Origin of the sequence: Streptomyces luteoverticillatus, from assembly GCF_003970715.1 — a bacterium.
Taxonomy (GTDB): domain Bacteria; phylum Actinomycetota; class Actinomycetes; order Streptomycetales; family Streptomycetaceae; genus Streptomyces; species Streptomyces abikoensis.
Genome location: NZ_CP034587.1, coordinates 2,250,942 through 2,277,916 on the forward strand (window position 1 = coordinate 2,250,942; position 26,975 = coordinate 2,277,916).

27 protein-coding genes, 3 tRNA genes and 1 pseudogene are annotated in these 26,975 nt (G+C 73.4%); 10 read left to right on the forward strand and 21 right to left on the reverse strand.

All coding sequences use genetic code 11. The annotated features are described in order from the left end of the window. The first annotated feature begins 2 nt into the window (after window positions 1-2). Entirely contained in the window at window positions 3-881 is an 879-nt protein-coding gene (locus EKH77_RS09600) for an NAD(P)-dependent oxidoreductase (RefSeq protein WP_126913982.1), read from the forward strand. A gap of 68 nt (window positions 882-949) precedes the next feature. Here EKH77_RS09600 and fabF read toward each other — a convergent pair whose 3' ends face one another. The 5 genes from fabF to EKH77_RS09625 form a co-directional block, all read right to left on the reverse strand. Continuing rightward, complete coding sequence (fabF, locus tag EKH77_RS09605) at window positions 950-2,212, reverse strand: beta-ketoacyl-ACP synthase II (protein ID WP_126913983.1); 1,263 nt, start codon at window positions 2,210-2,212, stop codon at window positions 950-952. 67 nt (window positions 2,213-2,279) lie between these two features. Beyond that, window positions 2,280-2,528, reverse strand: a complete 249-nt coding sequence (locus tag EKH77_RS09610; protein WP_126913984.1) for an acyl carrier protein — start codon at window positions 2,526-2,528, stop codon at window positions 2,280-2,282. Window positions 2,529-2,628: 100 nt separating this feature from the next. Then, window positions 2,629-3,633: a ketoacyl-ACP synthase III gene (locus EKH77_RS09615; RefSeq protein WP_126913985.1), complete on the reverse strand. Its 1,005-nt coding sequence runs from the start codon at window positions 3,631-3,633 to the stop codon at window positions 2,629-2,631. Window positions 3,634-3,647: 14 nt separating this feature from the next. Continuing rightward, on the reverse strand, window positions 3,648-4,601 hold the full coding sequence (locus EKH77_RS09620) for an ACP S-malonyltransferase (RefSeq protein ID WP_206279835.1): 954 nt from the start codon (window positions 4,599-4,601) through the stop codon (window positions 3,648-3,650). A gap of 98 nt (window positions 4,602-4,699) precedes the next feature. After that, window positions 4,700-5,875, reverse strand: coding sequence for a PucR family transcriptional regulator (locus tag EKH77_RS09625; RefSeq protein ID WP_126913987.1), 1,176 nt, complete (start codon window positions 5,873-5,875; stop codon window positions 4,700-4,702). 81 nt (window positions 5,876-5,956) lie between these two features. Between EKH77_RS09625 and EKH77_RS09630 the strand changes: the two genes are divergently transcribed. Beyond that, window positions 5,957-6,631, forward strand: coding sequence for a pirin family protein (locus tag EKH77_RS09630; protein ID WP_126913988.1), 675 nt, complete (start codon window positions 5,957-5,959; stop codon window positions 6,629-6,631). A 42-nt stretch (window positions 6,632-6,673) separates the two neighbouring features. On the opposite strand, the gene EKH77_RS09635 is transcribed toward EKH77_RS09630, so the two are convergent. Beyond that, window positions 6,674-7,492: a serine hydrolase domain-containing protein gene (locus EKH77_RS09635; protein ID WP_126913989.1), complete on the reverse strand. Its 819-nt coding sequence runs from the start codon at window positions 7,490-7,492 to the stop codon at window positions 6,674-6,676. A 124-nt stretch (window positions 7,493-7,616) separates the two neighbouring features. Here EKH77_RS09635 and EKH77_RS09640 point away from each other — a divergent pair, with 124 nt between their 5' ends. Further along, window positions 7,617-8,087, forward strand: coding sequence for a MerR family transcriptional regulator (locus EKH77_RS09640; RefSeq protein WP_126913990.1), 471 nt, complete (start codon window positions 7,617-7,619; stop codon window positions 8,085-8,087). A gap of 6 nt (window positions 8,088-8,093) precedes the next feature. Next, window positions 8,094-9,113: an aldo/keto reductase gene (locus EKH77_RS09645; RefSeq protein ID WP_126913991.1), complete on the forward strand. Its 1,020-nt coding sequence runs from the start codon at window positions 8,094-8,096 to the stop codon at window positions 9,111-9,113. Here the strand turns inward: EKH77_RS09645 and EKH77_RS09650 are convergent, their stop codons facing one another. Then, on the reverse strand, window positions 9,114-9,923 hold the full coding sequence (locus tag EKH77_RS09650; protein ID WP_126913992.1) for an EI24 domain-containing protein: 810 nt from the start codon (window positions 9,921-9,923) through the stop codon (window positions 9,114-9,116). It lies immediately after the preceding gene. Window positions 9,924-9,964: 41 nt separating this feature from the next. Then, the gene (locus EKH77_RS09655) at window positions 9,965-10,990 is read right to left on the reverse strand and encodes an NADP-dependent oxidoreductase (RefSeq protein ID WP_126913993.1); all 1,026 of its coding nucleotides are present in this window, start codon (window positions 10,988-10,990) and stop codon (window positions 9,965-9,967) included. A 90-nt stretch (window positions 10,991-11,080) separates the two neighbouring features. Here EKH77_RS09655 and EKH77_RS09660 point away from each other — a divergent pair, with 90 nt between their 5' ends. Further along, window positions 11,081-11,542 (forward strand): MarR family winged helix-turn-helix transcriptional regulator, encoded by a 462-nt coding sequence (locus tag EKH77_RS09660; RefSeq protein ID WP_126913994.1) that lies wholly within the window; start codon window positions 11,081-11,083, stop codon window positions 11,540-11,542. 70 nt (window positions 11,543-11,612) lie between these two features. Here EKH77_RS09660 and EKH77_RS09665 read toward each other — a convergent pair whose 3' ends face one another. Continuing rightward, window positions 11,613-12,128 carry an isochorismatase family protein gene (locus EKH77_RS09665; protein WP_126913995.1) on the reverse strand — a complete coding sequence of 172 codons (516 nt, stop codon included), beginning with the start codon at window positions 12,126-12,128 and terminating at the stop codon, window positions 11,613-11,615. Window positions 12,129-12,312: 184 nt separating this feature from the next. On the opposite strand from EKH77_RS09665, the gene EKH77_RS09670 reads away from it, so the two are divergent. Both EKH77_RS09670 and EKH77_RS09675 read left to right on the forward strand, forming a co-directional pair. Then, a complete protein-coding gene (locus tag EKH77_RS09670) occupies window positions 12,313-12,909 on the forward strand; it encodes a hypothetical protein (protein ID WP_126913996.1) in 597 nt (198 codons plus the stop codon). A gap of 267 nt (window positions 12,910-13,176) precedes the next feature. After that, on the forward strand, window positions 13,177-13,710 hold the full coding sequence (locus tag EKH77_RS09675; protein ID WP_126913997.1) for a sortase domain-containing protein: 534 nt from the start codon (window positions 13,177-13,179) through the stop codon (window positions 13,708-13,710). An 11-nt stretch (window positions 13,711-13,721) separates the two neighbouring features. Here the strand turns inward: EKH77_RS09675 and EKH77_RS09680 are convergent, their stop codons facing one another. The 6 genes from EKH77_RS09680 to EKH77_RS09705 form a co-directional block, all read right to left on the reverse strand. Next, window positions 13,722-14,147 carry an OsmC family protein gene (locus tag EKH77_RS09680; RefSeq protein WP_126913998.1) on the reverse strand — a complete coding sequence of 142 codons (426 nt, stop codon included), beginning with the start codon at window positions 14,145-14,147 and terminating at the stop codon, window positions 13,722-13,724. 80 nt (window positions 14,148-14,227) lie between these two features. Continuing rightward, on the reverse strand, window positions 14,228-14,830 hold the full coding sequence (locus EKH77_RS09685) for a histidine phosphatase family protein (protein ID WP_126913999.1): 603 nt from the start codon (window positions 14,828-14,830) through the stop codon (window positions 14,228-14,230). Beyond that, a complete protein-coding gene (gene trxA, locus EKH77_RS09690; protein WP_126914000.1) occupies window positions 14,823-15,227 on the reverse strand; it encodes a thioredoxin in 405 nt (134 codons plus the stop codon). Before trxA ends, EKH77_RS09685 begins: the two co-directional genes overlap by 8 nt. 208 nt (window positions 15,228-15,435) lie before the next feature. Next, window positions 15,436-15,509, reverse strand: a tRNA-Ile gene (locus EKH77_RS09695). Window positions 15,510-15,696: 187 nt separating this feature from the next. After that, window positions 15,697-15,772, reverse strand: a tRNA-Asn gene (locus tag EKH77_RS09700). Window positions 15,773-15,777: 5 nt separating this feature from the next. After that, window positions 15,778-15,850: transfer RNA gene (locus EKH77_RS09705), tRNA-Asn, on the reverse strand. A 191-nt stretch (window positions 15,851-16,041) separates the two neighbouring features. Between EKH77_RS09705 and EKH77_RS09710 the strand changes: the two genes are divergently transcribed. Beyond that, entirely contained in the window at window positions 16,042-16,329 is a 288-nt protein-coding gene (locus tag EKH77_RS09710; protein ID WP_126914001.1) for a YtxH domain-containing protein, read from the forward strand. 63 nt (window positions 16,330-16,392) lie between these two features. Next, the gene (locus tag EKH77_RS09715) at window positions 16,393-17,832 is read left to right on the forward strand and encodes an FGGY family carbohydrate kinase (protein WP_126914002.1); all 1,440 of its coding nucleotides are present in this window, start codon (window positions 16,393-16,395) and stop codon (window positions 17,830-17,832) included. Window positions 17,833-17,853: 21 nt separating this feature from the next. Here the strand turns inward: EKH77_RS09715 and EKH77_RS09720 are convergent. From EKH77_RS09720 to EKH77_RS09735, 4 genes and pseudogenes are all read right to left on the reverse strand, one after another. Continuing rightward, window positions 17,854-19,014, reverse strand: a pseudogene (locus EKH77_RS09720) (RNA polymerase sigma factor); the annotation flags it as partial. Between the two features lie 212 nt (window positions 19,015-19,226). Then, window positions 19,227-21,128 (reverse strand): DNA primase, encoded by a 1,902-nt coding sequence (gene dnaG / locus EKH77_RS09725; protein WP_126914003.1) that lies wholly within the window; start codon window positions 21,126-21,128, stop codon window positions 19,227-19,229. Between the two features lie 45 nt (window positions 21,129-21,173). Continuing rightward, a complete protein-coding gene (locus tag EKH77_RS09730) occupies window positions 21,174-22,436 on the reverse strand; it encodes an NAD(P)/FAD-dependent oxidoreductase (RefSeq protein WP_126914004.1) in 1,263 nt (420 codons plus the stop codon). Window positions 22,437-22,625: 189 nt separating this feature from the next. Next, the gene (locus EKH77_RS09735; RefSeq protein ID WP_126914005.1) at window positions 22,626-23,960 is read right to left on the reverse strand and encodes a deoxyguanosinetriphosphate triphosphohydrolase; all 1,335 of its coding nucleotides are present in this window, start codon (window positions 23,958-23,960) and stop codon (window positions 22,626-22,628) included. 121 nt (window positions 23,961-24,081) lie between these two features. On the opposite strand from EKH77_RS09735, the gene EKH77_RS09740 reads away from it, so the two are divergent. Continuing rightward, on the forward strand, window positions 24,082-24,786 hold the full coding sequence (locus tag EKH77_RS09740) for a SanA/YdcF family protein (RefSeq protein ID WP_126914006.1): 705 nt from the start codon (window positions 24,082-24,084) through the stop codon (window positions 24,784-24,786). A 15-nt stretch (window positions 24,787-24,801) separates the two neighbouring features. On the opposite strand, the gene EKH77_RS09745 is transcribed toward EKH77_RS09740, so the two are convergent. Together EKH77_RS09745 and EKH77_RS09750 are read right to left on the reverse strand one after the other, a co-directional pair. Beyond that, on the reverse strand, window positions 24,802-25,851 hold the full coding sequence (locus EKH77_RS09745; protein ID WP_126914007.1) for a hypothetical protein: 1,050 nt from the start codon (window positions 25,849-25,851) through the stop codon (window positions 24,802-24,804). Between the two features lie 131 nt (window positions 25,852-25,982). Next, window positions 25,983-26,858, reverse strand: coding sequence for a trypsin-like serine peptidase (locus EKH77_RS09750; RefSeq protein ID WP_240667296.1), 876 nt, complete (start codon window positions 26,856-26,858; stop codon window positions 25,983-25,985). Between the last annotated feature and the right edge of the window lie 117 nt (window positions 26,859-26,975).

Sequence of the window (26,975 nt, forward strand, 5' to 3'; positions counted from 1 at the left end):
GCATGACCTCACCCACCACCGTCACCGTCCTCGGCACCGGCATCATGGGCTTCGCCATGGCCCGCAATCTCGCCCGGGCCGGGCTCTCCGTCCGCGCCTGGAACCGCAGTCACGCCAAGGCCGAGCCGCTGGCCGCGCACGGTGTCACCGTCGTGGAGACGCCCGCCGAGGCGGTCACCGGCGCCGATGTGGTCGTCACCATGCTCTACGACGGCCCGGCCGCCCTCGACGTGATGCGCGCCGCCGCCCCCGCCCTGCGCCCCGGGACGGTCTGGGCGCAGTCCACCACCGCCGGGCTCGACGGCACGGCCGTGCTCGCGGACTTCGCCCGCGAGCAGGGGCTCGTCCTGGTCGACGCCCCCGTCCTGGGCACCCGGCGGCCCGCCGAGGAGGGCACGCTCACGGTGCTGGCCGCCGGGCCCGAGGAGATCCGCGACACTCTGGCGCCCGTCTTCGACGCCGTCGGCTCCCGGACCGTCTGGGTCGGCGACGACGCGGCGGGCGGCGCCGCGACCCGGCTCAAACTCGTCATCAACAGCTGGGTGCTGGCCGTCACCCATGGCACCGCCGAGGCCCTCGCGCTGGCCGACGGGCTGGGCGTGGACCCGGCCCGTTTCCTGGACGCGGTCGCGGGCGGCCCGCTCGACATGGGCTATCTGCGCGCCAAGGCCGGGCTGCTGAGGGACGACGCCCTCACCCCGCCGTCCTTCGCGACCACCACGGCCGAGAAGGACGCGCGGCTGATCGTCGCGGCCGGGGAGGCCGCCGGGGTGCGCCTGGACGTCGCGGCGGCGGGCGCCGAGCGCTTCCGCCGGGCGATCGAAGCGGGCCACGGCGACGAGGACATGGCGGCCTCGTACTTCGCCAGCTTCACGAAGTGACCGGCCTCACGAAGTGAGCGAACGTGGAAGGGCCCGCCCCTGCCGGGACGGGCCCTTCCACGTAAGCGTCAGACCGTGCGCAGCGCCAGCACCACGTTGTGGCCGCCGAAGCCGAACGAGTTGTTGATCGCCGCGATCGTGCCCTGCGGCAGCGGGCGGGGCTCGCCGCGGACGATGTCCGCGTCGATGTCCTCGTCCAGCTCGTCGATGTTGATGGTCGGCGGGGCCGTGCGGTGGTACAGGGCGAGGACGGTCGCGACCGTCTCGATGCCGCCGGCGCCGCCGAGCAGGTGGCCGGTCATCGACTTGGTCGCGGAGACCGCGACGTGGTCGAGGTCGTCGCCCAGGACCTTGCGCAGCGCCTTGATCTCGGCGGCGTCGCCCTGCGGCGTGGAGGTGGCGTGCGCGTTGAGGTGCACGACCTCCGCCGGCTTCAGGTCGCTGCTGTCGAGCAGGTTCTGCAGGGCGGCGGCGATGCCGCGGCCCGTGGGCTCCGGCTGCGCGATGTGGTGGCTGTCGGCGGACAGGCCCTGGCCCAGCACCTCGCAGTAGACGCGGGCGCCGCGCTTCGCGGCGTGCTCGGCCGACTCCAGGACGACGATGCCGGCGCCCTCGCCGAGCACGAAGCCGTCACGGGCCTTGTCGTACGGGCGGGAGGCCTTGCCGGGCTCGTCGTTGTTCTTCGACATCGCCATCATGCTGGCGAACGCCGCGACGGGCAGCGGGTGGATGGCCGCCTCGGTGCCGCCGGCGACGACGACGTCGGCACGGCCGGAGCGGATCATCTCGAAGGCGTAGCCGATGGCCTCGGCGCCCGACGCGCAGGCGCTGACCGGGGTGTGGACGCCCGCCCGGGCGTTCACCTCCAGGCCGACGTTGGCGGAGGGGCTGTTGGGCATGAGCATCGGCACGGTGTGCGGGGAGACGCGGCGGGCGCCCTTCTCCCGGAGCACGTCGTACTGGTCGAGCAGGGTGGTCACGCCGCCGATGCCGGAGGCGACGACCGCGCCCAGCCGCTCGGGGGTGACGCCGGCGTCGTCGCCGGCCTTGTCGGTGAAGCCCGCGTCGGCCCAGGCCTCGCGCGCCGCGATCAGCGCGAACTGCGCCGAGCGGTCCAGCTTGCGGAGCATGGGGCGGGGCAGGACGTCGGCGGGGTCGACCGCCACGGGGGCGGCGATGCGGACCGGGAGGTCGGCGAAGCGCTCGTTCTCCAGAGGCTTGACGCCGGAGCGGCCGGCGAGCAGGCCCTCCCAGGTCGAAGCGCTGTCGCCACCCAGCGGTGTGGTTGCGCCGATACCGGTGACGACCACGGTGCGATTGGTCGAGTTCATCGGGATTCTGTCTCCACGTGTAGAGGTGCTGGAACCGCCACCGCCGGGGTGGCGACGAACGCTACGGTCAGGCCTGGTGCTTCAGGATGTAGCCGGCGGCGTCGCCGACGGTCTTCAGGCCCTTGACGTCCTCGTCCGGGATCTTGACCTCGAAGCGCTCCTCGGCGGCGACGACGACCTCGACCATGGACAGCGAGTCGACGTCCAGGTCGTCGGTGAAGGACTTGTCCAGCTTGACGTCCTCGACCGGGATGCCCGCGATCTCGTTGACGATCTCGGCGAGACCCTCGAGGATCTGCTCCTGGGTGTGGGCCATGGTGGCGCTCCTTCTATGCATTGCGATGTGCTGCTGATTAAGGGAACTGCTGGGGCGGTGAGGTCCTGGCCGGCACGGGGTGCCGTTCCGGGAATCTCGCCTAGGGGAGGGTAACGACCGTGGCGGCGTACACGAGACCCGCCCCGAAGCCGATGAGGAGCGCGGTGTCCCCGCTCTTCGCCGCGCCGGTGGCCAGGAGCCGCTCCATGGCGAGCGGAATGGAGGCCGCGGAGGTGTTGCCCGTGGTCTCCACGTCACGGGCGACCGTGACGCTCTCCGGCAGTTTGAGGGTCTTCACCATCGAATCGATGATCCGCATGTTGGCCTGGTGCGGAATGAAGACGTCCAGGTCCTCGGGGCTGACGCCCGCCTCGTCCAGCGCCTGCTGGGCGATCTTCGCCATTTCGAAGACGGCCCAGCGGAACACCGCCTGACCCTCCTGGGTGATGGCGGGGAAGCGGACGTCCGTCTCCTCGCGGTAGACGTCCCAGGCGACGGTCTGCTTGATCGTCTCGGCCTTGTCGCCCTCGGAGCCCCAGACGACCGGGCCGATGGCGGGCTCGGCGGACGGGCCGACGACCACGGCGCCGGCGCCGTCGCCGAACAGGAAGGCCGTCGCGCGGTCCTCCAGGTCGGTGAGGTCCGAGAGCCGCTCGACGCCGATGACCAGGACGTGCTCGGCGGAGCCGCCGGTCACCATGTCCCGGGCCATGGCCAGGCCGTAGCCGAAGCCCGCGCAGCCGGCCGAGATGTCGAAGGCGGCGGGCTTGCCCGCGCCCACCTTGTGGGCGATCTCGGTCGCGACGGCCGGGGTCTGCTTGAAGTGCGACACCGTCGAGACGATGACGGCACCGATCTGGTCGGCGGTGATGCCCGCGTCGGCGATCGCCTTGCCGGCGGCCTCCAGGGACATCGCGCTGACGGTCTCCTCCGGTCCGGCCCAGTGCCGGGTGGCGATGCCCGAGCGCGAGCGGATCCACTCGTCCGAGGAGTCGATGTGCTTGAGGATCTCCTCGTTCGGCACCACGCGCACGGGACGGTAGCCGCCCACGCCCATGATGCGCGCGTACGCGGCGCCCCTGGCGGGCTTGATCTTCGCGGTCATGCTTCTCGGGCTCCTTATTCGGCCGGGGCGGCGTCGAGGCCGGCGTGCTCGGCGATGAGCGCGCGAGCGGCGTCGAGGTCGTCCGGGGTCTTGAGCGCGAGCGTAGTGACACCCGGCAGGGCGCGCTTCGCCAGCCCCACGAGGGTGCCACCGGGCGCCGCCTCGATCATGGCCGTGACGCCCAGCTCCTTGAAGGTCTCCATGCACAGGTCCCAGCGGACCGGGTTGGCCACCTGGCCGACCAGCCGCGCGACGACCTCGGGGCCGCCGGCCACGACGGCGCCGTCCTTGTTGGAGACGTAACGGGTGTGGGGGGCGGCGGGGGCCAGCTCGGCGACCGCCGACTCCAGGGCCGAGACGGCCGGTGCCATGTGGTGGGTGTGGAAGGCGCCCGCCACCTTGAGCGGCACCACGCGCCGGGTGCCCTCGGGCTTGTCCTCGGCCAGGGCCGCCAGCTGCTGCGCCGTGCCGGCGGCCACGATCTGGCCGGCGCCGTTGACGTTCGCCGGGGTCAGGCCCAGCTTCTCCAGGTGCGGCAGGACGACGTCCGCCTCGCCGCCCAGCAGGGCGGCCATCCCGGTCTCGGTGACCGCGGCGGCCTCGGCCATGGCCAGCCCGCGCTTGCGCACCAGCCGCATGGCCTCCTCCTCGGAGAGCACACCGGTGAGCGCGGCGGCGGCGAGCTCGCCCACGCTGTGCCCGGCGACGGCGCCCACCCGTGCGGCGAGCTCGGCGCCGGACGGGAAGAGCTGCCCGGCCGAGAGCAGCGCGGAGGCCACCAGCAGCGGCTGGGCCACGGCGGTGTCACGGATCTCGTCGGCGTCGGCGTTCGTGCCGTAGTGGACAAGGTCCAGGTCGATGGCGTCCGACCACGCGCGAAGGCGGTCGGCGACACCGGGGAGGTCGAGCCAGGGGGTCAGGAAGCCGGGCGTCTGAGCGCCCTGGCCGGGAGCGACGAGTACGAGCACCCTCACACTCTCTCTCGTGGACGGCTCCGCCCACCCGTGAGGACAGGGACCAAGAACCGTCAGGGGAATTGTTGGCGTTCAACAAAAGCGTAAGTGTGTCACTCCGCGTCGGCCAGCCGCCCCAGGATCAGCGCGATGCGCAGCGTGAAGGCCGAACGGACATCGGAGGGTGACCATCCGGTGACGTCCGTCACACGTCGCAGCCGGTACCGCACGGTGTTGGGATGGACGAACAACATCCGCGCCGCGCCCTCCAGGCTGCTGGCCTGCTCCAGGTAGACGCTCAGCGTCTCCAGCAGCGCCGAGCCCGCTTCCTCCAGCGGTCTGTAGATCTCCTCCACCAGCTGCTCACGGGCGGCCGGGTCACCGGCCATCGCCCGCTCCGGCAGGAGGTCGTCGGACAGCACCGGCCGGGGGGCGTCCGGCCAGGCCGCGCACGCCTTGAGGCCGGCGGCCGCGGCCTGCGCGGACCTGGTCGCCGCCAGCAGGTCGGGCACCACCGGCCCGGCCACCACCGGGCCCGCCGCGAACGGGCCGATCAGCGACTTCGCCGCCTGCAGCGGATTGTCGGAGCCGCCCGCGATCACCACCAGCCGGTCGCCCAGCACCCCCGTGAGGACCTGCAGCTTGGCGTGGCGCGCGGCCCGGCGGATGGCCTCGACGGTCAGCTCGCTGTCCCCGTTGGGCGCCGTGCCCAGCACCACCGCGACATGCGTCGGCGCGTTCCAGCCCAGCGCGGCCGCCCGTGACAGGGCGCCCTCGTCGGCCTCGCCCGAGAGCACCGCATTGACGACCAGCGACTCCAGCCGGGCGTCCCAGGCGCCGCGCGCCTCGGCGGCCTGGGCGTACACCTGGGCCGTGGCGAAGGCGATCTCCCGGGCGTAGACCAGCAGCGCCTCGCGCAGCGCGTTCTCGTCGCCGGGGGCGGCCACCTCGTCGATGGCCGACTCCATGACCTCGATGGTCGTCCGGACCATCTCCACGGTCTGCCGCAGCGTGATCGCCCGGGTCAGCTCGCGCGGGGCCGTGCCGAACACGTCCGTGCTGATGGCCTGCGGGGTCTCCGGGTGCCGGAACCACTCGGTGAAGGCCGCGATGCCGGCCTGGGCGACCAGGCCGATCCACGACCGGTTCTCCGGGGGCATCGCCCGGTACCACGACAACTGGGCGTCCATGCGGGCGATGGCCGCGGCGGCCAGCGTCCCGGAGGACTGTTCCAGGTTGCGGAGGGTGGCGCTGTGGGGGTGCGTGGGGTGAGCGGCTGGTTCGGGCACGGGGACAAGCCTGCCTTATTCGGGTGCGATGCGGAGCCGCCGGGACCCCTCCGGGGCTCCCGGCGGGGCTACGGTGGGCCGATGACGTACGTGCAGCGGGCCGCCGATCGCTTCCGCGGCGGCGATCCGGCGGCCGGGATCGAGACCTGGCACGCCTTCTCCTTCTCGGGCTTCTACGACCCCGACAATGTACGGTTCGGCCCGCTCGCGGCCTGCAACGAGGAGCGGCTGGCGGGCGGCGCGGGCTTCGCCGAGCATCCGCACCGGGACGTCGAGATCGTCACCTGGGTGATCGAGGGCGAGCTCACCCACGAGGACTCCACGGGGCAGGTCGTCACCGTCCGCCCCGGCGACCTCCAGCGGCTGAGCGCCGGCTCCGGCGTCCGCCACACCGAGCGCAACGCGGGGTCCGTTCCGCTGCGGTTTGTCCAGATGTGGCTGACGCCGTCCGAATTCGGGGGCGAACCGTCGTACGAGGTGGTGCGGGGGATCGCCGACGGGACGCCGTACGCCTTGCGGCGGGCGGAGGCGGTGTTGCATGTCCGGCGCCTCCGGAGCGGCGATCGCGCGGCATTGCCGGACGCGCCATGGCTGTACGCGCACGTCGTACGGGGCGCTGTGCGGCTCGCCGGCGAGGTGCTGCGGGAAGGGGACGCGATCCGGGTGCCCGATGCGGTCGGGCTTACGGTCGAGGCGATCGGCTCCCGCGCGGAAGTGCTCGCGTGGGAGATGCACGCCGAGCCGCGTTTCGGGTAGCCCGGCGCTTCGCGCCGGGTTTTCGCCCACCCGCCCACCCGATTACCCCGCGCGGAGTTCGTTGATCACCGCTTCCGTCAGGAGGGGCCACGCCTCGATGGCCCAGGAGCCGAAGGCGCGGTCCGCGAGGGCGACGCAAGCCGCCCCCAGCTCCGGGTCGACCCACAGGAACGTGCCGGACTGCCCGAAGTGGCCGAAGGTCCGCGGCGAGGACGACGTGCCCGTCCAGTGCGGGGACTTCCCGTCCCGGATCTCGAAGCCGAGGCCCCAGTCGTTGGGCCGCTGGTGCCCGTAGCCGGGCAGGACGCCCGTCACGCCGGGGAAGACCACCGTCGTCGCCTCGTCCAGCGTGGTGCGCGACAGCAGGCGCGGCGCCTGGAGCTCGGCGGCGAACCGGGCCAGGTCGTCCACCGTCGAGACGCCGTCCTTGGCGGGCGAGCCGGGGAGGTCCGTGGAGGTCATGCCGAGGGGCTCCAGCACGGCCTGCCGCAGGTACTCGGCGAAGGGGATGTCCGTGGCCTTGGCGATGTGGTCGCCCAGGGCGTCGAAGCCGGCGTTGGAGTACAGCCGCCGGGTGCCCGGCTCCGCCATGGAGCGGTCCTCGTCGAAGGCGAGGCCCGAGGTGTGGGCGAGGAGATGACGCACCGTGGCACCGGGCGGGCCGGCCGGCTCGTCGAGCTCGATCGCGCCCTCCTCGACGGCGATCAGCGCGGCGTACGCGGCCAGCGGTTTGGTGACGGAGGCCAGCGGGAAACGGTGCCGGGTCGGGCCGTGCGCACCCGCGATGGTGCCGTCGGCGCGCACGACCGCCGCCGCCGCGGTCTTGACGGGCCAGTTCTCGATCATCCGCAGGCTTTCCATGGCAAGGAGCCTAACGCGGCACGGGATCGGGCCGGATCACGTCGGAATCCCGCTTGCTTCGAGTGCACTCCAACTCTCTAGCGTTGGGGACGCACCGCACGGGGCGAGCAAGGGGGAAGCGGCAATGACATTGATGGAGACCGAGAGCGCGCCGGCCGGAGCCGTGGACGACCTCTGCTCCCCGCTCGCCCTGGAGCGCCAGCGCCGCCCGGAGGGCCGGGACCGCTACACGATCAGTGAAGTGGCCGAGTACGCGGGCCTGTCCGCGCACACCCTCCGCTGGTACGAGCGGATCGGGCTGATGCCGCACGTCGACCGCTCCCACACCGGGCAGCGCCGCTACACCGACCGCGACCTCGACTGGCTGGACCTGGTGAGCCGGCTGCGGCTGACCGGGATGCCGGTGGCGGACATGGTCCGCTACGCGGAACTGGTCCGCCAGGGCGAGCACACCTTTCCCGAGCGCGAACGGCTGCTGAGCGCGCACCGCGACGACGTGCGGATGCGTATCGCGGAGCTGCGCAGCACGCTGGAAGTACTGGACTACAAGATCGACATCTATGCCGACGCCCGCCGGGCGTCCGAAGGGGCATGACGGAAGATGAGCAACGACAAGATCTCGCGTGTGACCCTCGGCGACGGCGGCCCCGAGGTCGGCGTCCAGGGCCTGGGCTGCATGGGCATGAGCTTCGCCTACGGCCCGACGACGGACGAGGCGGAGGCCCGGGCGACGCTGGAGCGGGCCCTGGAGCTGGGCGTCACGCTCTACGACACCGCCGACATGTACGGGTTCGGGGAGAACGAGAAGTTCATCGCCCCGTTCATCCGGGCCAACCGGGAACACGTCGTGCTGGCGACGAAGTTCGCCATCGACGCCAATCCCGAGAACCCCGCCGACCGCGTCATCCGCAACGACCCGCCGTACATCCGCGAGGCCGTCGAGGGCAGCCTGCGGCGGCTGGGCGTCGAGCAGATCGACCTGTACTACATGCACCGCCGCGACCCCGACGTGCCGCTGGCGGAGTCGGTGGGCACGATGGCCGAGCTGGTGGCGGAGGGCAAGGTCAAGCACCTGGGCCTGAGCGAGGTCACGGGCAGCGAGCTGCGCGAGGCGCACGCCGTGCACCCGATCGCGGCCGTGCAGTCGGAGTGGTCGCTCTTCAGCCGGGACATCGAGGAGAACGTCGTCCCGACGGCCCGCGAGCTGGGCGTCGCCCTGGTGCCGTACTCGCCGCTCGGCCGGGGCTTCCTGACGGGTGCTTTCGCGAACGCCGACAAGGACCTGTCGGCCGACGACTGGCGCCGTACGCAGCCGCGCTTCACGGGTGACAACGCGTCGGCGAACGTCGCCCTGCTGGAGCCCCTGCGGCGGATCGCGGAGGCGCGGGGCGTCACGCTCGCCCAGGTCGCGCTGGCGTGGGTGCAGCACCGGGCGCGGGTGGAGGACCTGACGGTCGTCCCGATCCCGGGCACGCGCAAGCGCTCCCGCCTGGAGGAGAACGTCGGCGCCACCCGCCTCGACCTGACGGCGGACGAGCTCACGGCCCTGGAGCCCATCGCCTCCAAGGTCTCCGGCGACCGCTACCCGGACATGTCCTCCACGTCGGCGGGCCGGGAGTAGTCACCACTCGGATGCCGGAGGGGCCGACACGACGTCGGCCCCTCCGGCATCCGGCGCACCGCCGTCCTCCTCCGTCTCCCCCATCAGGTCCCGCGCCAGCAGCGTCGCCCCCGCCACGGCCCCCGGCATCACGAACACCGCGACGAGCGGCAGCAGGAAGAGCAGGGTCAGCGGCACTCCGAAGCCCAGCACCAGCAGCTTGCGCGAGCGCAGCAGTTCCAGCCGCTCCTTCAGCGCCACCCTTCGCCGCTGAAGGGCGACAGCGGTGAGTTCCTCTGTCAGGAAGAAGCCGGAGACGCAGAAGCCGATCGCCGGCACCACCGTCTGGCCGACGAAGGGCACGAAGCCCAGGGCGAAGAAGAGGACGCCCCACAGTGCCGCCCGGACGAGCACGGCGAGGCTCTCCCGGGCCGAGATCCACAGCTCGCGCCAGAGCGGCAGCCCGGACGACGGCGCGCTGCCGCCCTCCGCCAGGTCGACCCGCTCGGACAGCGCCTCGTAGAAGGGCTGTCCGACGAGCAGCGTCACCGCCGTGAAGGAGAGCAGCGCCAGCAGCAGGCAGCCGCCGAAGAAGAGCGCCGTCAGCGCGCCGCGGAAGAGGCCGAGCCAGGGCGAGCCCCAGCCGTCGGCGAAGGGCGTCGCCCAGTCGACGACGTCATCGGCCCGGAGGACGAGCACGGTCATCACCGCCGCGTACCCGATCAGGGTGATCAGCCCGGGCAGCAGCCCGAAGCCCCACTGCCGGCGGTTGCGCCCCACCCAGCGCTGGCCCTTGACCAGGTACGACATGCCCGTCACAAGATCTCGCATGGCGGCACATCGTAGCCGCCGGGGTGGGGCGGCCCGTGTCGTCAGAGGGTGACGATCATCTTTCCGGTGTTCTCGCCGCGCAGGAGACCGAGGAACGCGTCGGCGGTGTTCTCGATGCCCTCGACGACGGTCTCGCGGACCTTGAGCTCGCCGGAGCGGATCCAGCCGCCGACCTCCTCGACGAACTGCGGGCGCAGCGCGTCGTGGTCCGAGACGATCATGCCCTGGACGCGCAGTCGCTTGGCCAGGATGTTGACCATGTTGCGCGGGCCCGGCACGGGCTCGGTGGCGTTGTACTGGGCGATCATGCCGCAGATGGTGACGCGGCCGTGGAGGTTGAGCGCGCTCAGCGCCGCCTCCAGGTGCTCGCCGCCGACGTTGTCGAAGTAGACGTCGATGCCGTCGGGGGCCGCCTCCTTCAGCTGGTCGACGACCGGGCCGTTCTTGTAGTTGAACGCGGCGTCGTAGCCGTACTCCTCGCGCAGCACCCGGACCTTCTCGTCCGAGCCCGCGCTGCCGATGACGCGCGCGGCGCCCTTGAGCCGGGCGATCTGGCCGACGAGGCTGCCGACGGCGCCGGCGGCGCCGGAGACGAAGACGGTGTCGCCCTCCTTGAAGGAGGCGACCTCCAGCAGGCCCGCGTAGGCGGTCATGCCGGGCATGCCCAGCACGCCGAGGTAGGCGGAGAGCGGGGCGACCTTCGGGTCGACCTTGGCGGTGCGGGCGGCGTCGACGACCGCGTACTCGCGCCAGCCGAGGCCGTGGAGGACGTGGTCGCCCACCTCGTAGCCCTCGGCCCGGGAGGCCAGGACCTCACCGACGGCGCCGCCGTCCATCGGCCGGTCGAGCTGGTACGGCGGGATGTAGGACTCGCGCTCGTCCATGCGGCCGCGCATGTACGGGTCCACCGACAGGTGGATGTTGCGGACGAGGATCTGGCCCTCGCCGACCTCGGGGACGGCGGCCTCGCGCAGGGCGAAGTCCTCCGGCTTCGGCCAGCCCACGGGGCGGGCCACCAGGTGCCATTCGCGGCTGGTCTCGGGGATGCGGGCGGCTGTGGCGGTCATGGGAACCGAACCCTCCAATTACTTAAGAACCTCAACCAATCATGTGCCTCGATATTTCATGATGTCAAGCAACCGGGTATTCTGTTCTTCATGACACCCCCTCCCCGGCCCGCCGACGACGCCCTGACCCTCGAGGTGGTCGACCTCATCGCCACCGTCGTGGCGCGCTACCACGAGGAGTACGAGGAGGCGGCCGCCCGGCACTCGCTCACCGGCGCCCAGGCTCGGGTCCTGGCCCTGCTGGCCCGGGAGCCGCTGCCGATGCGGCGGATCGCCCTGAAGCTGAAGTGCGAGCCGTCGAACATCACGGGGATCGTCGACCGGCTGGAGGCCCGGGACCTGGTCGAGCGCCGCCCGGACCCGGACGACCGCCGGGTCAAGCTCGCGGCGGCCACGGAGGAGGGCCGGCTGACGGCGGCCCGGCTGCGGGAGTCGCTGCGCTTCGCGCGCGAGCCGCTGGCCGGGCTGTCCGAGGAGGAGCGCGCCGCGCTGCGGGACCTGCTGAAGCGGATGCTGGGCGAGGAGCCGCCGGCGGCCGGCACGGCCGGCTGACGCGCGGCGGCACGCCGGGGCACTGGGACCCGAGCGCCGGCACCGGCCGCCCCGGCCCGCCCGGCGAGGGCTACGCGGACAGCCGCAGCTCCGCCGCCGTGACGACCGTCCCCAGCCGCGGCATGTCCAGCGCCACCGACGCCCGGTGCTCCTCGGCCGTCAGCGCGCTCATCGCGTCCTCAACGAAGACGAGCTCGTAGCCGTGGTCGGCGGCCGCCCGGCCGGTCGACTCCACCCCGAGGTTGGTGGCGATCCCCGCGAGCACCAGCGTCCGCACGCCGCGCTCGCGCAGCCGGTCGTCGAGCCCGGTGCCGTGGAACGCGCCCACGGTCCGCTTGACGATCTCGATGTCGCCCGCCTCCGCGACCCCCGCGAGCAGCCCGCTGCCGGGCGGCTGCTCGGCGAGACCGGGCCGCTCCACCCGGACGACCACCACCGGCGCCCCCGCCTTACGGAAGGAACGCGCCAACTCCGTCGCGTTCCGAGCCACTTCATCGCCGGGGTGGGGGGCGAGGGGCAACGCCACGAGGCGTTCCATGAGGTCGACGAGGACGAGTGCGGTGCGCTGGGGGTCGAGTTCCGTCATGGCCTCAGACCGTACCGGCCGCGACCTCGGCGTGGGCGGCCTCCGGGCCGTCTCACGGCTGCCGGGAGGTAAAGGTTCCGCGAAAAGGGGACTTCGGGTCCGCGGCCGGGCCCGCGGCCGGCAACTCGCCGAGGTTTTCCGATGCGTTGCCGAAGGGCGGGGCGGGTGCGCCACGATGGCACGCATGAGACCGTCTTCCGACCCCGCCCCCGGGTCCGTCGCCGCCTTCGGGCCCCTGGAGTTCCAGCTCGTGCTGCTGCGCCGGATGGCCGACCACCAGCCCGGGCTGGTCGAGGACGCGCTGCGCGAACTGGGCGTCGGGCGCGCCGAGATGCGCGAGGCCAACCGCCGCTGGCAGGCCATGACGCGCTCCCCGCGCGGCCGCGGCGCGGGGCCCCGCTACCGCTCCGTCCTGGGCCCGCCGGAGAGCACCGGGGAGCGCCGCGTCGGCGATCTGACCTTCGAGGCGACGACCTGGCGGGTGCCGCTCTGGCCCGGGCTGCGCTTCGAGGTGCTGAGCGCCCCCGGCGGCGCGGTCTGGAACGAGTGGCTGGTCCGCGCCCCCGGGGCGCGGGGCCCGGAGCCGCGCACGGTCGAGGAGCTGCGGCCCTGGTCCTGCACGGTGGACGAGGTAGCCCGCGCCTTCCCGCCCGCCCGCCCCATGGAGGGCACGGCCCCGACGCGCTGGCGGCTGGCCTTCACGGCCCCGGACGCGGCCGGGGTGCGCGGGGAGTATGTGGCGGAGTTCACGTGGGGGCTGCTGCAGCGGTTGATCCCGTAGCGCCGGCCATGGCCGGGCCCCGTAAGGGGCGCGGGGAACTGCGCGATCGGCCACCGACGGCCCGCAGCCGACGCACCACCACGAGAGCCCGGGCGCAGCACGGCACTCCATCCGCGGGCGCGTCGTGGCTTGTCGCGCCCACGCGGCGGTAGCCGCATATCGACACTGCCCCGCGCCCCTTACGGGGCCCGGACCCCGCACGTGGCGGGCCCGGAATGGCCGTTCGGCCGAGGCGGAGGCGTCGGAGCGGGGCCTAGGTTGGGGCGCATGCCCACGTCCACGCCCCGTTCCCTGACGGCCCTGCTGCTCGTGGTGGCCGCCGTGCTGCTCGGCGCCTGCGCGCCCGGTGGCGGGACCGGCAAGGCGATCGGGGGCCCGGCGCGGGCCGAGGAGCCGTCCCGGGTCGCCATCCCGTCCCTCGGGGTGGACAGCCCGCTGATCCGGCTCGGCCGGAACGGCGACGACACCGTGCAGACCCCGCCGCCGGAGAAAAGCATGACCGCCGGCTGGTACCGGGACAGCGCCAGGCCCGGCACCCGGGGCGCCGCCGTGATCATCGGCCATGACACGGCCCACGACGGCAAGGCCGTCTTCCGCGACCTGCACAGGATCGCGGAAGGCGACGCGATCGACGTCGAGCGCGGCGACGGCGAGGTGCTCCACTTCACGGTCACCGGCACCGAGAAGGTCGCCGGGGGCGCCTTCCCCACGCGAAAGGTCTACGCGGAGACCCGGGAGAAGGCGCTCCGCCTGGTCACGTGCGCGGGCGACCTGATCGTCCACGCCAGGATGGCGCCATAGCCGAGCCGGCGTCAGGCGAGCTCGGCGTCCAGGGTGATCGTCGTCCCGGTGAGCGCCTGGCTGACCGGGCAGTTCTTCTTGGCGTCCTCGGCCGCCGCGACGAAGCCCTCCTCGTCCAGGCCGGGCACCTCGCCGCGGACGGAGAGGTGGATGCCGGTGATGCCCTCGCCGGGCTGGAAGGTCACCTCGGCCTTGGTCTCCAGCCGGGTGGGCGGGGTGCCCGCGCCGGTCAGGCTGTGGGAGAGGGCCATGGAGAAGCAGCTGGAGTGGGCGGCCGCGATCAGCTCCTCGGGGCTGGTCTTCCCGTTGGCCTCCTCGGCGCGGGAGGCCCAGGTGACCGGGTACGTCCCGATGCCGGACGACTCGAAGGTGGTCTCGCCGTTGCCCTTGATCAGCTCACCGTGCCAGACGGTGGTGGCGATGCGGTTGGTGGCCACGCTGTCTCCTCCATGAAGTAAGGGTCATATATCAAGCCTCGGGGCGATCGCCCCGATCATCCTGCGGCCGGTGGTCGCCCTCAGGCTCCGACACGCCCGTTCCAGGCGACCAGCGCCGGGCGGCCGTGCTCGGTGCCGATGCGGCTGACCGTGCCGGTGTCCAGCCGGAACAGCGCGCCGGCCGACGGCGGCAGGCCGAGCCTACGAGCCGTCAGCACCCGCAGGAAGTGCCCGTGCGCGACCAGCGCCACGTCACCGGCGACACCGTCCGCGAGGCGGGAGGCGATCCGGGCCAGTACCCGGTCGGCGCGGGCGCCGACCTCCTCCGGCGACTCGCCGGGGTGCTCGGGCGGGCCGGGCGCGACCCCGTCGTCGAAGAGGAACCAGCCCGGCCGGTCCCGCTGGATGTCGGCCGTGGTGACGCCCTCGTAGCCGCCGTAGTCCCACTCCCGCAGATCAGGCTCGGTCTCGGCGCCCTTCAGCCCCGCCAGCTCGGCCGTGCGCACGGCCCTGACCAGCGGGCTGGTGAGCACCAGAGCGATGTCGCGCCCCTCCAGCGCCGGCCGCAGCGCCTCGGCCTGCCGCTCGCCGCGCTCGGTCAGCGGGAGGTCCGTCCAGCTGGTGTGCCGGCCGTCCCGGCTCCAGGCCGTCTCGCCGTGCCGGATCAGCAGCAGCTCAGCCATCGGTACCGGGAGCCGCCGCCCCCTCGGCCTCGGCCCGGGCCTGCTCCACCGAGGCCCGCACCTCGTCCATGTCCAGGGCCCGCGCCTGCTTGATGATGTCCTCCAGCGCGGCCTCCGGGAGCGCGCCGGGCTGGGCGTACACGGCGATGTTGTCGCGCACGATCATCAGCGTGGGGATCGACCGGATCTCGAAGGTCGCCGCGAGCTCGGGCTGGGCCTCGGTGTCCACCTTCGCGAACACCAGGTCCTGGTGGCGCTCGGCCGCCCGCTCGAAGACGGGCGCGAAGCCGCGGCAGGGACCGCACCACTCGGCCCAGAAGTCGATGAGCACGAATCCGTTGCCGGAGACGACCTCGTCGAAGTTGTCCTTGGTGAGCTCCACGGTGCTGCTGCTCATGAGCGCCTACCCGCTTCCGGTTGTCCGTCGCGTCCGTGCCAGTGTCCGGGCCAGTGTGGCCCACGCACGGCAACAGGAGGGGACGGCGGCCTATTCCGGCGCCGACCCGGCCGTACCGCCCCCGGACAGCACGGCGCCCCGCCCGGAAGATCCCGGTCGGGGCGTCGAAACGGCAGGCGAGATCGTTTCTTCACCTGAGCCGCGCGTGTGGGGCGGGTGGGACTCGAACCCACGGCCGACGGATTATGAGTCCGCTGCTCTAACCGGCTGAGCTACCGCCCCGTTCACGGCGCGTCGCGCACAACTGTGCGCGCCGTCTGCCGCAGCATAGCCGCTCATACGATCTGCTGCCCCGGTGGGTCCGTATCGTGTGATCGGTCTGACCATGAGGACTTCGATCACGCACGTCCGGTTCCCGGTTCCGGGGGTTTCCGGCATGAAAAAAGGACCCCGAGGGGTCCTGATCTCATGGCTCCTCCAACTGGACTCGAACCAGTAACCTGCCGATTAACAGTCGGCTGCTCTGCCAATTGAGCTATAGAGGATCGCGCTCCCCCGACTGGACTCGAACCAGTAACCTGCCGGTTAACAGCCGGCTGCTCTGCCAATTGAGCTACAGGGGATTGTCGCGTTTGCCTCGAATGCTCGCCCTACCGGTCTCCCGGGCGGCGTGCGCTCGCTGCGAGACATACATTAGCGCAAGCAGGGGGGTGCTCCGCCAATCGGATCCCCGCGGACCCCGGGAGTGACCTTCGGTCCGGCCGGGTAGGCGGCTGGCGGCGGGGATCGGCGGACCAACGGAAGGACGGGCGCGATGCGCTACCGGCTGACCTTCATCACCGGCGCGGCTGTCGGGTACGTGCTCGGCGCGCGCGCCGGGCGCGAGCGCTACGAGGAGCTGCGCAAGGGCGCGCGGCGGATCGCGCAGAACCCGGCGGTGCGCAACACCGCCGAGACCGCCGCGGTGAACGGCCGGGCCCTGGTCACCCGGACCGTCGACAAGGTGGGGGACCGGCTGCCCGGCTCCGTCGGGGAGCGGATCCGCTCCCTCCGCGAGCGGGGCCAGGGCGTCGACGACGACTGGGGCACGAGCAACACCTGACGCGCACCCCCGAATGGCCCGTCCGGATGCCGGCGGGGCCAAAAGGTTTGGCATCATCTCGGCATGGGCATAGTCGCGGGGTTGGGCAGTTCCTCCGAGGGCACGAGCGTCGTCGTCTGCGACGCGGAGTCGGGAGCGGTGCTACGGCAGGGCTACGCGCCCCATCCGGCGGCCGCTCCGGAGGGTGACCCGCAGGCGTGGCTGATCTCGCTGGGCGAGGCGGCCACCGGCGGAGTACTGGAGGGCGTCCAGGCCATCGGCGTCGCCGCGCAGCAGCACGGGCTGCTGACGCTGGACGCGGGCGGCGTCCTCGTCCGCCCCGCCCTCCTCGGCAACGACAAGCGCGTCCAGTCCGCCGCCGCCGAGCTGACCGACGCCCTGGGCGGCCGGGCCGCGTGGGCGGAGGCCGTCGGCTCGGTGCCGCAGGCCGGGCAGCCCCTGGCGAAGCTGCGCTGGCTGGCCCGTAACGAGCCGGAGTCCGCGGCCCGGGTGGCCGCGGTCCTCCAGCCGCACGACTGGCTGGTCTGGCAGCTGCTGGGCCGCCCCCTGCGGCGTACGACCGACCGCGGCGACGCCTCCGGCACCGGCTTCTGGTCGGCGGCCACCGGCGAGTGGCGGCCCGATCTGGTGGAGCTGGCCCTGGGCCGCCAGGCGGCGCTCCCGCACGTCCTGGCGCCCGCCGAGCCGGCCGGGCACACCCCCGAGGGCCTGCTGATCTCCGCCGGCACGGGCGAGACGATGGCGGCGGCCTTCGGGCTGGGCGTGGGGCCGGGCGACGCGGTGGTCTCGCTGGGCGCCTCGGGCTCCGTCTTCGCCGTCCACCACTCCGCGCTCGCGGACGGCACCGGCACCATCACGTCCTTCGCCGATGCGACCGGCATGCACCTGCCCGTCGTCCACACGCTCAACGCCGTGCGGGTCCTGCGCGGCACCGCCGAGATGCTCGGCACGGACCTGCCGGGCCTCTCCGAGCTCGCCCTGCGCTCCTCCGCCGGCTCCTACGGGTTGGTGCTGCTGCCGTACCTGGAGGGCGAGCGGACCCCGCACCTGCCCCACACGGCGGGCACGCTGGCCGGTCTGCGGCGCGAGAGCATGAAGCCCGAGCATCTGGCCCGGGCGGCCTTCGAGGGCATGCTGTGCGGCCTCACGGACGCCCTGGACGTGCTGCGCGGGCGCGGTGTCGAGGTGCGCCGGGTGTTCCTGCTGGGCGCGGCGGCGGAGCTGCCGGCCGTGCAGGCGATCGCGCCGTCGCTGTTCGGGGCGCAGGTCGTCGTGCCGCAGCCGGCCGACTACGCGGCGCTGGGCGCGGCCCGGCAGGCGGCCTGGGCGCTGGGCGTCCAGCAGGGCGCGCTGTCCCCGCAGCAGCCCCCGCTGTGGCCCGCGGCGGCCAGTCAGGTCTTCGACATGGCGGGCGAGGACCTGGCGGTCGGGCAGGCGGTGCGCCAGCAGTACGCGACGGTGCGCGAGCAGACCCACCCCGGGGCCTTCGACGCCGTGCAGTGACGGCTCACGTCCAGTGACGGCTCAGTCGAGGTAGCCGCGCAACTGGTCCGCGAAGGCGTGGTCGCGCAGCTTGTTGAGGGTCTTGGACTCGATCTGCCGGATGCGCTCGCGCGTGACGCCGAAGATCCGGCCGATCTCCTCCAGGGTGCGCGGCCGGCCGTCGACGAGCCCGTAGCGGAGCTGGACGACCTTGCGCTCGCGCTCGCCGAGGGTGGAGAGCACGGCCTCCAGGTGCTCGCGCAGCAGCAGGAAGGCGGCCGACTCCACGGGCGAGGCCGCGTCGCCGTCCTCGATGAGGTCGCCGAGGGCGACGTCGTCCTCCTCGCCGACGGGCGCGTGCAGCGACACCGGCTCCTGGGCCAGCCGCAGGACCTCGCTGACGCGTTCCTCGGACAGGTCGAGGGTGACGGCCACCTCCTCGGCGGTGGGCTCGTAGCCGCGCTCCTGGAGCATGCGGCGCTGGACGCGCACCACCCGGTTGATCAGCTCGACGACGTGGACGGGGACGCGGATGGTGCGGGCCTGGTCGGCCAGCGCCCGGGACATCGCCTGGCGGATCCACCACGTCGCGTACGTCGAGAACTTGTAGCCGCGCGCGTAGTCGAACTTCTCAACCGCCCTGATGAGACCGAGGTTTCCCTCCTGGACGAGGTCGAGCATCGTCAGCCCGCGGCCGATGTAGCGCTTGGCGACGGAGACGACGAGGCGCAGATTCGCCTCGATGAGACGGCGTTTGGCCATCCTGCCGAGGACGACCAGCCGGTCGAGGTCGAGGGCGAGCTGGGTGTCGAGGTCGGGGGTGCTGGCGAGCTTCTCCTCGGCGAACAGGCCCGCCTCGACCCGGCGGGCGAGCTCCACCTCCTCGGCGGCGGAGAGCAGCGGGATCCGGCCGATCTCCCTCAGATACTGGCGGAAGAGGTCGGAGGAGGGGCCGCTGGTGTCGGCCCGTGCGGCCCGTTCGGCCCGTTCGGGGACCGGCTCCGGGGCGGGGTCGTCGGGGAGGGCCAGGGTCTCGGACGCTGGTGGCTCGGCCTGCTGGGGCACCGCCTGTAGCGGGTGGGCCGGGGCCTTCAGGGTCGGGGTCCGGGTCTGCACGGGGGCGACCTCCAGGTGATCGCTGCTGAGGCGGCAGAACGAGCGGCTGGACGTGCGGCTGGGCGTACGGCGGAACGGTCGGGCGCGGCGGCGGCCGGGGAGCCGGCGCGGCGTCGGACATCGGGGGGATTCCGGTCCGGCACACCGGACCTGCCGCGCTCCGGGCCCCCTTGAGGCACCGCCCACCAGTGTGGGGCACGGAGCGTGCCCGCCACGAGGGGCGTGCGCTCACTTTCTGAGCCCGGACCGTGACCGGGCGCTTACGGCGCCGGTCCGCGGCGGCCCCGCCGGGGCCCGTGTTACAGCGCCGCCGATCCGCGATCCTTCAGCGCCCGCCCGTACTGCTCGAGCACCCACAGCTCGTTCTGGACGGCGGCGAGGTGCTCCGGATCCGGCCGGTCGCCGAGGCGGACGAGGCCCGCCTGGACGTCCTTGATGCGCCGCTCGACGGCCCGCAGCCGGACCTGTACGAGCTGGACGCCCGCGTACCCCTCGTCGACGGTCTTGGCGCGGATCGCCTCGACGGCGAGCTCGGTCACCAGCGCCCGGACGGTGTCGTCGGGCGCCGCGTCGCGCACCTTCGTGAGGTAGCCCGCGTCGGCGTGGGTGACACCCCCGGCCGCCTCGACGGCGCGGCGCACGAGCACGTACGGCGCGGCGGTGAACTCGTCCTCGCCGTACGCGTCGAAGGCGGGGGCCACCAGGTGGGGGTGCTGGAGCGCCAGCTTGAGCAGCTCGCGCTCGGTGAGCGCGGCGGGGCTGCGCAGATTGAGCGCGGGCCCGCGCTGCGCCTGCGGCGCCGGCGTGGCGGCCGGGGGCGCGCTCTGCCGGACGGACGTACGGGCGGCGTCGGGCCGCTGCCCGCGCTCGCGGGCCCAGCGGGCGAGCTGGCCCACGCGCCGCACCACGAACTGGGTGTCGAGGATGCCGAGCATGCCCGCGAGCTGGACGGCGTACTCGTGCTGGATGGAGCTGTTCTTGATGTTCGCGACGATGGGCGCGGCCGCTTCCAGGGCGGCGGCGCGGCCCTCGGCCGTGTCCAGGTTGTGGCGGGCGACGCCCTGGCGGATGGCGAAGGCGAACAGCGGGGTGCGGGACTCGACGAGGGCCGCGACGGCGGCGTCGCCCTCGGCGAGGCGCAGCTCGCAGGGGTCCATGCCGCCGGGGGTGATGGCGATGGAGGTCTCGGCGGCGAATTTCTGGTCGTCCTCGAAGGCGCGCAGGGCGGCCTTCTGGCCGGCGGCGTCGCCGTCGAAGGTGAAGACGACCTCGGAGGCGGCGTTGTCCATCAGCAGTCGCCGCAGGATCTTGATGTGGTCGCCCGCGAAGGCGGTGCCGCAGGTGGCGATGGCGGTGGTGACGCCGGCCAGGTGGCAGGCCATGACGTCGGTGTAGCCCTCGACGACGACGGCGCGGTTGGTCTTCGCGATGTCCTTCTTGGCGAGGTCGATGCCGTAGAGGACGTGCGACTTCTTGTAGATCGCCGTCTCGGGGGTGTTGAGGTACTTCGGGCCGTTGTCGTCGTCGCGGAGCTTGCGGGCGCCGAAGCCGATGACCTCGCCGGTGATGTCGCGGATGGGCCACATCAGGCGGCCGCGGAAGCGGTCGATGGGCTTGCCGCTGCGGCTGTCCTGGGCGAGGCCGGAGAGCAGCAGCTCCTTGTCGGAGAAGCCCTTGCCGCGCAGGAAGCGGGTGAGGTGGTCCCAGCCGGCCGGGCTGTAGCCGACGCCGAAGTGCTCGGCGGCGGCCTGGTCGAAGCCGCGGCCCGCCAGGAACTTCCGGCCGATCTCGGCCTCGGGGCTCGCCAGCTGGTCCTGGTAGAACTTCGCGGCGATCTTGTGGGCCTCGACCAGGCGGATGCGCTCGCCCTGCTGGCGGCCCGGGGTATAGCCGCCCTCCTCGTAGCGCAGGGTGATGCCGGCCTGGGAGGCCAGCCGCTCGATGGTCTCGGCGAAGGAGAGGTGGTCGATCTTCATGACGAAGTCGACGGTGTCCCCGCCCTCCTGGCAGCCGAAGCAGTAGAAGAGGCCCTTGGCCGGGCTGACCTGGAAGGACGGGGACTTCTCGTCGTGGAAGGGGCAGAGGCCCTTGAGGTTGCCGCCGCCCGCGTTGCGCAGTTGGAGGTACTCGGACACGACGGCGTCGATCGGGATCGCGTCCCGGACCGCCTTCACGTCGTCATCGTTGATCCTGCCTGCCACGCGGTGAATTCTACGGCCGGGCGACGGCGGCGCGGGCCCGCTCGGCTACGGAACGAAGGACCGCAGGGGCACGGAGGGGTCGGCGAGGGCGTCGGGGTCGGGGCGGGCACCGGCGCGGATGAGTTTCTGGATGTCCTCGGTGACGTCCCACACATTGACGTTCATCCCGGCGAGGACCCGGCCCTCGGCGAGCCAGAAGGCGATGAACTCGCGCTTTCCGACGTCGCCCCGGCAGACGACCTGGTCGTAGGAGCCCGGTGGGGCGTAGCCGGAGTACTCCATGCCGACGTCGTACTGGTCGGAGAAGAAGTAGGGGACCCGGTCGTAGGAGACCTCCTGGCCGAGCATGGCGCGGGCGGCGGCGGGGCCTTCGTTCAGGGCGTTGGCCCAGTGCTCGACGCGCAGCCGGGTGCCGAGCCAGGGGTGCTCGGCGGCGGCGACGTCGCCCGCCGCGTAGATGTCGGGGTCGGAGGTGCGCAGGGAGGCGTCGACGGCGATGCCGCCGCCGTCGGCGCGGTCGACGAGGGCGAGGCCGGCGGCCTCGGCGAGGGCGGTGCGGGGGGCGGCGCCGATGGCGGCGAGGACGTCGTGGGCGGGGTGCTCCTCGCCGTCGTCGGTGCGGGCGGCCAGGACCATGCCGTCGTGGCCGGCGATCTCGGCGAGGCGGGCGCCGAAGTGGAAGCGGACGCCGTGCTCGGCGTGGAGGTCGGTGAAGAGCTGGCCGAGCTCGGGGCCGAGGACGGTGTGGAGCGGGGTGGGCTCGGGCTCGACGACGGTGACCTCGGCGCCGTAGCCGCGGGCGGCGGCGGCGACCTCCAGGCCGATCCAGCCGGCTCCGGCGATCACGAGGTGGCCGTTGTCGCGGCCGAGGGAGGACAGCACGCCGCGCAGCCGCTCGGCGTGGGCGAGGCGGCGCAGGTGGTGGACGCCGGCGAGACCGGTGCCGGGGATGTCGAGGCGGCGGGGCTCGGCGCCGGTGGCCAGCAGCAGCTTGTCGTAGTGGACGAGGGTGCCGTCGCCCAGGCGCACGGTTTTGGCCGCCCGGTCGAGGTGGACGGCGGGCTGGCCGAGATGGAGCTCGACGTCGGCTTTGGCGTACCAGTCGGGCTTGTGGACGAAGACGCTGTCCCGGGCGTCGCGGCCCGTGAGGTACCCCTTGGAGAGCGGCGGCCGCTCGTAGGGGTGCTCGCGTTCGTCGCAGATGAGGATCACCCGGCCGGTGAATCCCTCCTGCCGGAGGGTCTCCGCCGCCTTGGCGCCGGCCAGTCCCCCTCCGACGATGACGAACGTCTGGTTCGCGTCCACCACTTGCTGCCTCCTCGCTGCCGCCGTACCACGCCATGCGTGGTACGGCCATCGGGTCTCACGTCCGCGGGCCGTGCCTCCGGGCGGACCGCGCCACCGCGGAAGGCGCCACCGCCGAGCGTGCCGTACCCCGCGTGCCGCCGGTAGAGGGAGTACCCCGGACGGGGCGGCCCCCGCAAGGGGTCGGGCGGGTCACGACCCGGCCCGGCCGGCCCCGGCGCCGCCGACGAGCCGGGCGTGGAGGGAGCGGGCGGAGCTGTCGGTCAGGGCGGCGATCTGGTCGACGACCGCGCGCAGCCGCCCGGCGTCGTCCTTCGCCTCGGTCCACAGGGAGTGGAACTGCGGGTCGAGGCCGTCGGGGGCGCGGGCCACGAGCGCCTCGGCCAGCTCGGCGATGACGACGCGCTGTTCGGCGCGGAGCTTCTCCTGGTCCTCGCGCTGCATCACATAGCGGTCGGCGACGGCCTTGAGCACGGCGCACTCCAGGCGGGTGCCCCGGGGGACGACCAGTTCGGCCCGGTACCGGGTGAGCCGACCGGGACCGTGGGCGGCCCGGGTGGCCTCCTCCGCCGCGAGGCAGAAACGGCCGATGAGCTGGCTCGTCGCGTCCTTCAGGCGGGCCTGGGAGACGGCCGAGCCGTCGTAGCCATGCGGCCACCACTCCTGCTCCAGGAGCCGGTCGAGGGCGTCGGACAGCTCGTCGGGGGCGGCGCCCGGGGCGTAGCGGCCGGCGGCGACGGCGAAGATCTCGCGGCGCTCGGACTCGGCGTGGAGGACGTGGGGGTCGAGGTGGCCGGCGTGGAGGCCGTCCTCGACGTCGTGCACCGAGTAGGCGACGTCGTCCGCCCAGTCCATGACCTGGGCCTCGAAGCTGCGGCGGTGGCCGGGGGCGCCCTGGCGCAGCCAGGTGAAGACGGGGGTGTCGTCGGTGTAGACGCCGAACTTCGGGGAGGCCGGGTCGGTGGGGTGGCCGCCCTGCGGCCAGGGGTACTTGGTGGCGGCGTCCAGGGCGGCGCGCGTCAGGTTGAGGCCGACGCTGACGAGTTCGCCGGTGGTGGGGACGGTGACGAAGCGCTTGGGCTCCAGGCGGGTGAGCAGCCGCAGCGACTGGGCGTTGCCCTCGAAACCGCCGCAGGGTCCGGCGACTTCGTTGAGCGCCTGCTCGCCGTTGTGACCGAAGGGCGGGTGGCCGAGGTCGTGGGCGAGGCAGGCGACCTCGACCAGGTCGGGGTCGCAGCCGAGGGCCGCGCCCAGCTCCCGGCCGACCTGGGCGCACTCCAGGGAGTGCGTCAGCCGGGTGCGGGGGCTGGCGTCCCAGGCGCGGGCGCTGGTGCCGGGCGTGACCACCTGCGTCTTGCCGGCCAGCCGGCGCAGGGCCGCCGAGTGCAGCACCCGCGCCCGGTCGCGCTGGAAGGCGGTGCGGCCCGGCCGTTTGTCGGGCTCGGGCGCCCACCGCTCCAGGTCGGCCGGGTCGTATCCGGCGATGCCGTCCTGCTCTGTCACGGGCCCTGCTGCGCTGCCGTTCATACCCCCGACGGTAGCCCCAGGGTGTGACAGCAGCGATGCGTCCCGCCGGCGGTGCGGGGGCGCCCCGGGAACCTTCGGCTCCGCCGCGACGTTGGCGCTTCGCGATACGGGGGAGGTCCATATGGGTGTGACGAGCGGTACGAGGCTGCGCGGGACGCGCTTGCGGCTGCCCACGACCGTCGCCGGCCGGCGGCGGGCGGTGCGGGGCGTGATGGCGGCCTGTGTGCTGGCGCTCCTGCCCGTCACCTGGGTGCACACGGCGGGCACGCCCCGGGTGCGGACCGCCCGTGACGTCCCGGAGGCGCCGGTCGCCATGGTCTTCGGCGCGGGCCTGTGGGGCGGCAAGCCGTCCCCGTACCTGGCCCACCGCCTGGACACGGCGGCGGGCCTGTACCGCGCGGGCAAGGTCCGGGTGCTGCTGGTGACAGGCGACAACAGCCGCGACGACTACGACGAACCGGACGCGATGCGCGCCTATCTGACGAAGCGCGGGGTGCCCGACGACCGGATCGTCAGCGACTTCGCCGGTTTCGACACCTGGGACTCGTGCGCCCGCGCCAAGCGGGTCTTCGGCGTGGACCGGGCGGTCCTCGTCAGCCAGGACTTCCACATACGGCGCGCGGTGGCGCTGTGCGGGGCGGCCGGCATCGACGCGTACGGCGTGGGGGCGGGCGAGAACCACGACGTCACCTGGCTGGCGGGCGGCGCCCGCGAGGTCCTCGCCGCGGGCAAGGCCGCGCTGGACGCCGTCGTCCGGCCCAGCCCGGCCTTCCTGGGCCCGCACGAGCCGGGCGTCGAGCGGGCCCTGGAGACGGCGGGGCGGTAGCCCTGACCGGCGGTGTCAGTGGAGCTGGACCACCTGGTCCAGGGGCTTCCGGTCCGCGGTGTACATCCGCACCAGCAGCTGATCGCGGTCGTTGATCGCCTCGACGTCGGCCAGCGTGCCGCCTTCGGGCACGTCCAGCAGTTCGTCGAGGCGGTGCGGGCCGCCGTGCGGGTCCCACACCACGGGCACGGTGCGGTAGTCGGTGGCCGACGTGTGGACGGTGCCGGTGATCCAGCCCCGGCTGTTGACCCCGGCGGCTTCTCCGCCGAAGCCCAGGTCCGTCAGCTCCTGCGGCTCGGCGGGGCCGTCCCAGCGCGTCGGGGTGGCGCGTCCGCCGGAGCCCGGGCGCTGCTGCCCGCCCACGAGCACGCCCCGGTCGCTCACGCCCCTCGCCCAGGTCCGCGAGGTGTGTCCCGGGGTGGGCGCGTAGGTCTCGACGCTGCCGTCGGGGTGCCAGGCGGCGGCGGTGTTCCCGCTGCTGCCGACGATCAGGCCCGCGTCGTTCACGGCCATGGCGGTGGTGCCCTCGCCCGCCGCGCCCAGCAGCTGGAAGCCCCCGCCGGGGGTCCACCGGTAGGACATGTAGACGGGCTGGGGGCGGCGGGGGTCGGGCCGGACGAGGTGGTACGCCGTGAGGAGCACGGTGCCGTCCTCGCCGATCCGGGGCGAGCCGTAGAGCACCGCCACCTGGCCGGGGGGAATCCCGATCCTGGTCACGGAGCCGTCGGCGGCCCACAGGATCAGGCCGTCCGTGTGGTGCGCGCCCACGACCCGGCCGTCGTCCGTGAGGTCGGAGGGGGCGGCGTCCGGCACCTTCTGGAGCGTCCGGCGCTCCCCCGTCGTCGCGTTCCACACCATCTGGTCGCCCTGCTTGGTCGTGAACGCGACGTCGCCGTGTCTGTTGACGGCGGGGGCGACGGACTCCCCCTCGAGCGTGCCGACCACCCGCGCGTGGACGCGCTTGCCCGCGTCGTCCTCCGCGCGGGCGGTGCCGGTCCCGGCCGGTATCAGCAGTCCCAGCAGCACCGCCGTGGCGACGGCGGCGGGTCTCCAGCTCCTCGACATGGTTGTCCCCCTGTTCGACCCGTTCGGCCTGTTCGGCCTGTTCGGCTACGAAGAAGGACACCGTGCTCGACCACCGCCCCGGCCCGCTCCCGGAACGCCGTCACTGGCGGCTTCCCGTCACCCCCGGCCCGTCATCTCCTGGGCTCGCGCCCGTTGATCGCGTCCAGGTAGAGCCGGAAGATCTCGTCGTCGTTGACGGGGCTGTAGGAGACGCGGTCGGCGTCCTCGCCGTCGGGACCGCCGCCGTTGAGGCCGCCGAGGACGCCGACGAGGTCGCCCGTCCGGGTCTTCTCGCTGAAGCGGACGAGCCAGGGACTGCCGGAGGTGCCCGAGGAGAAGCCGTCGCAGCGCATCCTCATCTGGTTGTGGCCCGCCAGCCGGGCGGTCAGGGCCGCGCACCGGACGGCCTGGTCGGCGGGGTCGCTGTCGGCGCTCGGATAGCCGATGACGGTGATCAGGTCGGTGAAGCCGGGCGTGCGGATCAGCCGGTTGGCGCCCGTGACCCGTTCGATCTGGCGGCCCCGGCCGTCGGGTCTGACCGTGGCGAAGGCGAAGTCCAGGTCGGAGCCGTCGCCGTAGTCGTCGCGCCGGGGGTCGGTGAAGACTCGGTCCACGGTCCACACCCCGTACGGCTGGGAGCCCGCGCCCTGCTGGTAGTCCGGCACGAAGGAGGTGCCCTCACCGAGGCCGCAGTGCCCGGCGGTGACGATGAGGTTGCCCTTCGGGCTGTGCACCACGCTGGCCGTGCAGTGGTGGTCCTTCATGTCCTCGCCGGCGTAGAAGAGCACGCCGACGGAGGGCACGCCGTCGAAGTGGCGCGCGCTGCCGGTGACCCGCCGGGCCCCGCTCGCGGCGGCGCCGTCGGTGGAGTCGGCGGTGTCCGCCGTCCGGGTGGGCCCCCAGAAGCGGCGGGCCTCCTCGCTGGACCAGTTGCCGCCCCGGCCGTGCCCACCGGCCCCCCTGGGCACGGCGGCCGCCAGCGCCACGACGTACAGGCCGGCGAGCACGGCCCGGACCCAAGGGACCCTGGACCACCGGAGGAAACGCACAGGCACCCCCACCACGTCAGGAAGGCTGTCGACAGGCTAACCGCAACCACCGGGATCGCAGCGCACCGAGCAGCT